This window comes from Zarconia sp., from assembly GCF_057467645.1.
The window spans coordinates 1-7,677 of sequence record NZ_JBRJXU010000106.1 but is presented as its reverse complement, the minus strand read 5'-3'; the positions used below and the strand labels follow the sequence as shown (position 1 = coordinate 7,677).

5 protein-coding genes are annotated in these 7,677 nt (G+C 50.7%); 1 reads left to right on the top strand and 4 read right to left on the bottom strand.

Annotated elements, in window-relative coordinates:
• Window positions 1–200 precede the first annotated feature (200 nt).
• The 4 genes from AC2215_RS16105 to AC2215_RS16090 all read right to left on the bottom strand — a co-directional run bounded on the left by AC2215_RS16105 (window position 201) and on the right by AC2215_RS16090 (window position 5,944).
• Entirely contained in the window at window positions 201–1,199 is a 999-nt protein-coding gene (locus AC2215_RS16105) for a hypothetical protein (RefSeq protein ID WP_486811010.1), read from the bottom strand.
• A gap of 328 nt (window positions 1,200–1,527) precedes the next feature.
• Window positions 1,528–3,495 (bottom strand): CHASE2 domain-containing protein, encoded by a 1,968-nt coding sequence (locus AC2215_RS16100; RefSeq protein ID WP_486811009.1) that lies wholly within the window; start codon window positions 3,493–3,495, stop codon window positions 1,528–1,530.
• Between the two features lie 3 nt (window positions 3,496–3,498).
• A complete protein-coding gene (locus AC2215_RS16095) occupies window positions 3,499–4,158 on the bottom strand; it encodes a DNA-binding response regulator (RefSeq protein WP_486811008.1) in 660 nt (219 codons plus the stop codon).
• A 514-nt stretch (window positions 4,159–4,672) separates the two neighbouring features.
• Window positions 4,673–5,944 carry a BaiN/RdsA family NAD(P)/FAD-dependent oxidoreductase gene (locus tag AC2215_RS16090; RefSeq protein ID WP_486811007.1) on the bottom strand — a complete coding sequence of 424 codons (1,272 nt, stop codon included), beginning with the start codon at window positions 5,942–5,944 and terminating at the stop codon, window positions 4,673–4,675.
• Between the two features lie 644 nt (window positions 5,945–6,588).
• Between AC2215_RS16090 and AC2215_RS16085 the strand changes: the two genes are divergently transcribed.
• On the top strand, window positions 6,589–7,677 hold a 1,089-nt coding region (locus AC2215_RS16085), incomplete at its 3' end, for a hypothetical protein (RefSeq protein ID WP_486811006.1).

Genomic DNA, 7,677 nt, shown 5'->3' with positions numbered 1-7,677 from the left:
GGGGAATGGGGAATGGGGAATCGGGATGAAGTACTTTGCTCCCCAGCAACCAGATGTAGCCAGTGCGATCGCTTCGCTCATCAAGAGGCTTGCCAACCGCCCGAATCTCACCCAGAGTCGGCATCCCGTCCACGTCGCGGTCGCAAAACTGACGTTTCCCCGACAGACCCTGTGCATCTCCTCATACGATCGCTTGCGTCCTAATCTATTTCCGTTATCCGATCGGACTCGACATCGCTTAACTCAATCTCGCTCTCAAGAGCGTTTTCAAGAGCGTGTGGAAAATCGGGACTCTCCAGTGCTAAATAATCGGAATACAGCCAAGCCAGACGATCGTAAATTGGAGCGGTGTCTACACCACGCGCCACCAACGCTTCGAGAATATCGATCGCTTCGGAGATCAAGCCGTTATCGGTATAGAGCAACACGATGGCTAAAGCTTTTGCCGTTGCATCGATGTCTTGACTTTCAATGCGCGATCGAATTTCCTCGATTTGTTCGGCTTGTTGGGTATCGAGCAACTTAAAACCCACACCACCGAAAAGGCCAGATTCCTTTAGGCTTGGGGCATAGGTTCCGCGATCGGTTCCAACGGTTAGCAGATATCTTTTCCCTGGTTTGAGTGGTGACTCCTCTGGAGGATAGTTCATCTGCGCTCGATCGATCTCTCGACACCACTGTTGTAATACCTCATCTTCTAGCAAACAAACCTCGTAACTCTGGGCATTCTCAACGGTATTCCAGCGAAACTGGGGTCGAGGGTTGAGTAAATTCGTCCGTCGCGGACTGATAACGTAGGGAATCGTCGGTTCGTCGGTGTTATTCTCGTCACCTCGATTCGGACATCGATAGGAATCCGCATCGCACTGGTCTCTATTTCGGCGAGCTAAGAACGATTCGACCGACGCACAAGGATTTCTTCGAGAAAAGCGACCCCCGACGGCGTCAATACTCAAATCGCTACATTGAACGAAAGCCAGTCCCCCTGCACTGTGCAATCGATCGCCGGGATAGAGCAATGTCCCCGTTGTCGGCGCGAGTGTTTGTCCGTTTTCTCGTTGGAGGCTGACATCTCCCTCAATTTGAATAATCTGTCCGTTGGCTTCATCAATGGTCGCAGAATTAGCGGCCACCGCCCCATCGATCGGTTTAGGAAACGGATTAATGGGACCAGACCGATCGAAACCAATCGTAAGCAAGAAACCGATCGCTACACAGATAAAGACGCCACGCTGCATGGAAAACTCAAGTGCCCTCAGGCGATAAACTTTGAATTTCAGGGATTGAGATCGATATTTTAGATGTCTATGAATTGCGGCACTCGTTAATATTTGAATTGGGTTTTATCGTGGCAATCGATTGGAGATCGAATTGCGGCAAAACCCTTTAAATTTCGTGCTAATCGTTTTTTGACTCGTTTTGAGTGCAAAGCACTGAGTTATATAGATATCTATCAAATATCCTATCTTGCACGCCACCAATTGCCAACCCTAAATTCGAACGGGACTTTTTAAGTCGATCGACTTCTCAAAATCGTATCAGTTGCTGCCAAATCTTCCCCCGAGATGCGGGCCAGTGCAGTTCGCAAATCGTACCTCGCGGGCTGTTGGGACGGCGCTCGAATCGACCCCCGAGATTGCGAGCGAGGGTTTGAGCTTGATGGGTTCCCTGTCCGCCTTTACCCAAACTTGCACTCTCAGAAAGACCGTTACCGTTATCGATGACTTGCACGGAATACCAATTACCTTCTTGCGTACAGATCGTATCCAAGCGCGTGGTCCCCAAGGCATGTTTGCCGGCATTGCAAAGGGCTTCTTGGAGAAATTGACACAGGTCTCGCTTTTGGTCTGGGGACAAATGACAGGCGTCCAGGGGGGAAAAATTGGGTGGAATGTAGGTCAAGACCGTGCGAAAGCCAGGAAAATCGCGATCGAGGGTTCGATCGTAAACCGTATACAGTAACTCGGAGATGGGGGTTTGTAAATCCAAGACAGGCATCCCCGGAAGGTAGAGGCTATCTCGCTGGGTCACGACATCTTGCCGCATTTCCCGGTAAATGCCCCGTAATTCTTGATTGAGATAGGAGAGATGCGATCGCAGTTTTTCGCGGGACAAGTCTTCATCGTCAATACTCCTTAAAATGACGGCGAGATCTTGCAGGGGACCGTTGTGAACGGCATCGAAGGTACGCTCGATGGTCTGGCGGCGCTGTTCGAGTTCCAGGCGCAAATCGCGATCGACCATTGCCGTGGTGAGTCCTGCGCCCCAGAAGGCAAGAATCGTGGGGACGATGGGAATCCACCAACCCCAAACAAATAGAAAGTAGCTAGCAACGGTGAGTCCCCCACTTCCGAGGAAAAGACAGAGGATGGTTTTCCAGGGGGATTGCAGGGCAATGCCGAGACTAATCCCGATCGCACCCCAAAGAGCGATCCACAAGTATTCCCAAACGTCTCCCCACACGCGAATTTGCGATCGCCCCTCTAGAACCGCGCTAATAATTTGACTGGTGGCGTGAGCGTGAATTTCCACGCCGTAGATTAACTGATTCGAGAGAGACTCGACGCTGCCAAGTTGGGTCGAATAAATGGTGTTTTTCACGGCGGAGGTGATAAACGTATCTTTAACGCTGGCAGCCGTCATGCCCAACAGCACCACCCGATCGCGAATTAACTCCCGATCGAAGTTGCGATCGAGAATATCCCTCAAAGACAGAACCGCAAAGGGTTGGGGAGCAGCGCGAAAATTGAGTAATATTTGATTGCCGTTGGCATCTGCCCCCACGTAGCCGCCGGAATTCGATCGAAAGCGCACCAGCGGAGTTTTTCCAAACCCAATCGGGTCGGAGGATTTAGGCGAGTCGCTGTCGCCATGGCGCAGTTCGATGCCTTCTCGGTTGAGATAAAGCTGGGCCAAACGCAGGGCGAAGGAGTATTTGAGATCCCCCGCCCAGGTTCGGCTGGCCAGAATGCAGCGACGCAGCTTACCATCGGCATCCACGAGCAAATCGGCAAATCCGATCCGTTCGGGGGGTAACTCCGGCGGTGGCTTGACATTAAAGCTGTCTTCTTGGTTGAGGGCGACTTCAATGCCAACGATATTAGGATATTTTTCGAGAACTGTACCGAGTTGCGCCCGATCTCGATCTCGATTGTCAATCGTATCTCGAAATAAATCCAGACCGATGACGCGCGGTTGAAACTCTTGCAGAATCGATAGTGCAGTGGCTAAGTGAGCGTCGGCAATGGGAAATCCACCGACGGTATTTAAATCGCGATCGTCGATACCGACGATGGTAATTCGACGATCTTCGAGTTGAGTCGGACGTAGTCGCTCGAACGTATCAAATGTCATCCATTCCTGGACTTGCAGAAATCCCGCGAGGCGAACGATGATGATGGGCAGAATAATCAGGAGTCCGGGTAATATCGCCCCACGCCAGAATTTTGTCTGTTTTTTGAGTTTTTTGAGTTGTGCGAACGACCATCTTTTCATTAACTATATCAATCCCATTTTTCTGGCCTCAATCTCGATTTGCACCCTAATATCTTTGTCTGGATCGTCGTAAATACCCAAAGTGTCTTGGATTCTAATCCAGTAATTGCGAATTGTCCGTTCGCTGACACTCATGCGTTTGGCGATCGCTTTGTCGGTTAAGCCTTCTTTAAATTTGAGCTGTAGCAGTTCGAGCCATCGGCGATCGAACTCGGGACGCGATCGAATCTGAGGGGGCAAATAGACCGATCCTCGCAATGCGAGTTCGACGAAGTGCAACATATCTCGAACGGGTAACGATTTATCCATGGCTGCAAAACCGCCTTCATAGGTTGCGATGGTCGGTTTGAGGCGCACCAGGGGAGTCACGTCCGTACTGAGCACCATAATGTTAGGTGCCAAGGTACTTGCGAGTAGCTCTTTCACAAGTCCGAGTCCCACTTCGGGATTGGCAGACTTTGAGGGTTTTTCCGGTAAACTCAGATCCACCATCACCAAGTCCGGTGACTCGCGATCGATAATTTGTTCGGCACCCAGGCGATCGCGAGCTTTGAAAATATTAGCCCCTGGATATTGCTCTTGCAGAGCGGGAACCGTACCAGCCAAGATGGCTTCGTGGTCATCAATCACCAAAAAAGTCAGCCCTATTCTATTGTTGGTCATGACATAAGCCCTGTATTTGGAGTAGAAGAGTCGTGAACCCTTAAAACCAATTGAGTTGAGTGAACGCTTGCATACTTTTCACAGTAGAACAAAAGTATCGGTGCGTGCTTTCCAAATTCGGAAAACCACTTGCCGATATTTGAAAACCTAGAGTATGATGAAAGCTTTTGCTTGTTGCGCTTGGGTTCCTTTGATGGGCGATCGCGCTCTGTTTTTGCCCGTTCGATTTGCCCGTTCGTCGCCCAGGCAGTTGATTTCATTTTGCCCAAACTAAATCGCCCAAATGCTTGCGTCCCGACAGCTACTCTGCCTCCCCGGCTCCCCTTGCCGCTCATTCAATTAAGTCAGTAGGGGTTAAGAATGTTTGAAAGTCCTGAAGGCGAGGTGGACTCGAGTCATGGGTCGAAAAACTTCAAACCCCACCGCACCCCATCAACCTCAAGTATGAGTTGTCGCCGGAAACTCTACCCCCTAGACCCCACACCCGAAACACTAATCCAAAACTGACGTTAAATTATGGTGATTCAACCGGATTTGAGAGCGCTCCTGCCATTGCAAGTCCTGCAATCCAACTCGTCGTCCAGGCACTCTGAAAATTAAATCCCCCCGTTACTCCATCGATATCGAGAATTTCCCCAGCAAAGTAGAGATGGGGACAGCAGCGACTCTCCATCGTTTTGAAATTCACCTCTTTGAGCTTCACTCCCCCGCAGGTGACAAACTCTTCTTTGTAGACCCCTTTCCCAGTAATCTGATACTCTCCCTGGGCTAACTCGCGAACGAGAGCGTTGAGGGCTTTTTTGGATAACTCCGTCCATCGCGTCCGAGTCTCAATGCCAGCGCGATCGAGTAAATATTGCCATAACCGTTTGGGTAAGGGGAAGGGACAAGCAGAAGCGATCGCTTTTTTGGCCACATCCGATCGTGCTGTTTGTAGCGTTTGGCGCAGGGTTGACTCATCCCACTGGGGCAACCAATTCACCCGCAACTCTGTTTTGTAGCGGCGATCGTGCAGAAACCTCGCCCCCCACGCCGACAGCTTCAGCACTGCCGGCCCGCTCAATCCCCAATGGGTAACCAGTAGCGGTCCTTCCTGTACCAGCTTTCCCTCCGGCAACCGCACCCTCGCCTGGGGAACGGAAATTCCCGCCAACGCTCGCAGTCTTCTATCGGCAATATTAAAGGTAAACAACGATGGAACGGGAGATTCGATCGTATGGCCCAAATCCTGGGCCCAGCGGTATCCCTTGGGATTGCTGCCCGTTGCCAGCAAGAGGCAGTTGCCTTTCATTATCTTGCCGTGTTTCAGAGCAACTTCGAATCCACCCCCTTGTTCCTCGGCAATTTGCTGCACCCCGATGGCTGGCGTGCCGGTCAGTACCTTCACCCCGGCTTCTCGCGCGGCCGATTGCAACCCGTTCGCGATCGTCTCAGAATCGTCAGTGGTGGGAAACATCCGACCGTCTGCCTCTGTTTTGAGGTCAATTCCTAAGTTGGCAAACCAGGCAACGGTATCGCGCGGTTGAAACCGGGAAAACGCCCCCCGTAATGCCTTGCCACCTCTGGGGTAGTTCTGTACTAGCAGTGCCGGATCGAAACAAGCGTGGGTGACGTTACAGCGTCCGCCTCCAGAAATTCGCACTTTAGCGAGGGGTTGCCGACCCGCTTCGAGTAGCATCACCGGGATGTGGGGATAGGTTCTCGCACAGGCGATCGCCCCGAAGAATCCGGCAGCCCCCCCGCCAATAACGATCGCGCGCTTGGGGATAGTTTGTGGTGAAGTCATTGTTTGATTGTAGGGCGAATGGCGAATTATCCCCCAGGCGCGATCGTTAATCTGCCATGACGGTGTTTTCGTGAGGTGACTTAATATTCACTTTCTCAAGGGTTTCTTAAATTTAAAACTCATAAAATAAAAAAAATGTCAAGCTTTTGAAAGATATCTTTGAGTCGATCGAGTGCGACTGGATTCAAGCTCTCAAAAAAAGCTAAATCCCCCAGAGAGCGCGCCGATCCTTCCCTCTATACTCCGACAGAATCGAGCAATATCCAATCTTTAAAATAAACTGAATTTTTGAAGCAACTCGCTCTCCTACTCGAGTGAGTCTCTCTCTATTTTTGGCAAAATTTTCTCATATTGCTCTCAGAATTCTATTGTTTTCCTTTCAGGATTGAATGTCCTTAAATTTCTCATATTGCTCTCAGGATGATATCGTTCTAACTTCAGGATTGAATTTCATAATTCGATGTAATCAGAACGGCACTCCGAAAAGAATATTCGAGAAATTCAATTCGATGAGTTTCAGGATTGGTTTCTAAATTTCTATTGTTTGAGTGCCATAAGATGTTCAAATTGCGAACATTAAAAATCAGCTGTTTCTTCGCTCCAACACGACAAATACTTTACTGAATCACAGGAGCAAAACTATCGTGCCAAACTTCTCAGGATCCCTTGCTAACTCGATCGTTCTTGAAAATGATGACAGCATCATTATTGAAAATGAAATTATCGCTCCCGTCGGAGAACCCGCCGTCGATATTGTTGGTGATGACGCCAGTCTCCAGGTGACGCAAAACGGCTCGATTCTTGCCCCCGATGCCGGAAACACTGCCGTTCGCGTGGAGGGAGAAGATGCCCAAATCGATAACCGAGGGACGATCGCGGGGGATTTCAATGGAGTCAGTTCGACTGGAGATGACCTCAATTTTATCAACCGAGGGACGATTTCCTCCAACAGCCGTGCCGTTGACATCACCGATGGCGATGGTAGTTCTGTGGAGAACTTCGGTGAAATCATCGGTACGGGAGACCAGCGCAACGGAACTCTCTACGTCGATGGTTCTGTGGACGAACTCGAAATTGACAACCGAGGCCCTGGCATTATCGATGCGGGAGAGGGAAATCTCGGTGATGGTATCTCCGTCCAAGTTGGCATTGCTTCAGAAGATGCCGAGAACGAAGACATCGACATCATCAATCGAGGAGTCGTCCAAGGTCGGGGACAAGCTGCTTTTGAACCGGGAGTGGGTCGCTTAGCAGCCAACGGTTCGAGCGGCATTCGCTATTTCAACGGTTCCGGAGAAGACGAAGCCACGATTACCGGTTCTCTCGATAACTTCGGAGAGATTACCACAGAGGTGAATGTCGGCTTCCTCGGGGGAGTGGTTATTGAAGATGGGGTTGCTTTTGAGGGTCGCATTCGTAACTTCGGTTCGATCGAAGGACCTCGCAACGGCTTATACGTGGGTAACGCCGAACACGATTTGACGATCGGCAACCGGGGGAACATCGAGTCCGGCAGCCGCGCGGTGAACCTCGATGGCGACAACGTCACCCTCGTCAACCAGGGCAACATTCTCGGCACGGGAGACCAGCGTAACGGCACCGTCTACATCGACGGTACTGGAGACGAACAAACGATCCGCAACACCAGTAGCGGCATCATCGATGCTGGGGAAGGGAATCTCGGCGATGGTATCTCCGTTCAAGTGGGTTCGGCAGCCGAAGATGCTCTCAAT

Coding starts and splice junctions, on each gene's coding strand:
- AC2215_RS16100 (WP_486811009.1), bottom strand. CDS start 3,495: ATGAAAAGATGGTCGTTCGCACAACTCAAAAAACTCAAAAAACAGACA.
- AC2215_RS16090 (WP_486811007.1), bottom strand. CDS start 5,944: ATGACTTCACCACAAACTATCCCCAAGCGCGCGATCGTTATTGGCGGG.
- AC2215_RS16095 (WP_486811008.1), bottom strand. CDS start 4,158: ATGACCAACAATAGAATAGGGCTGACTTTTTTGGTGATTGATGACCAC.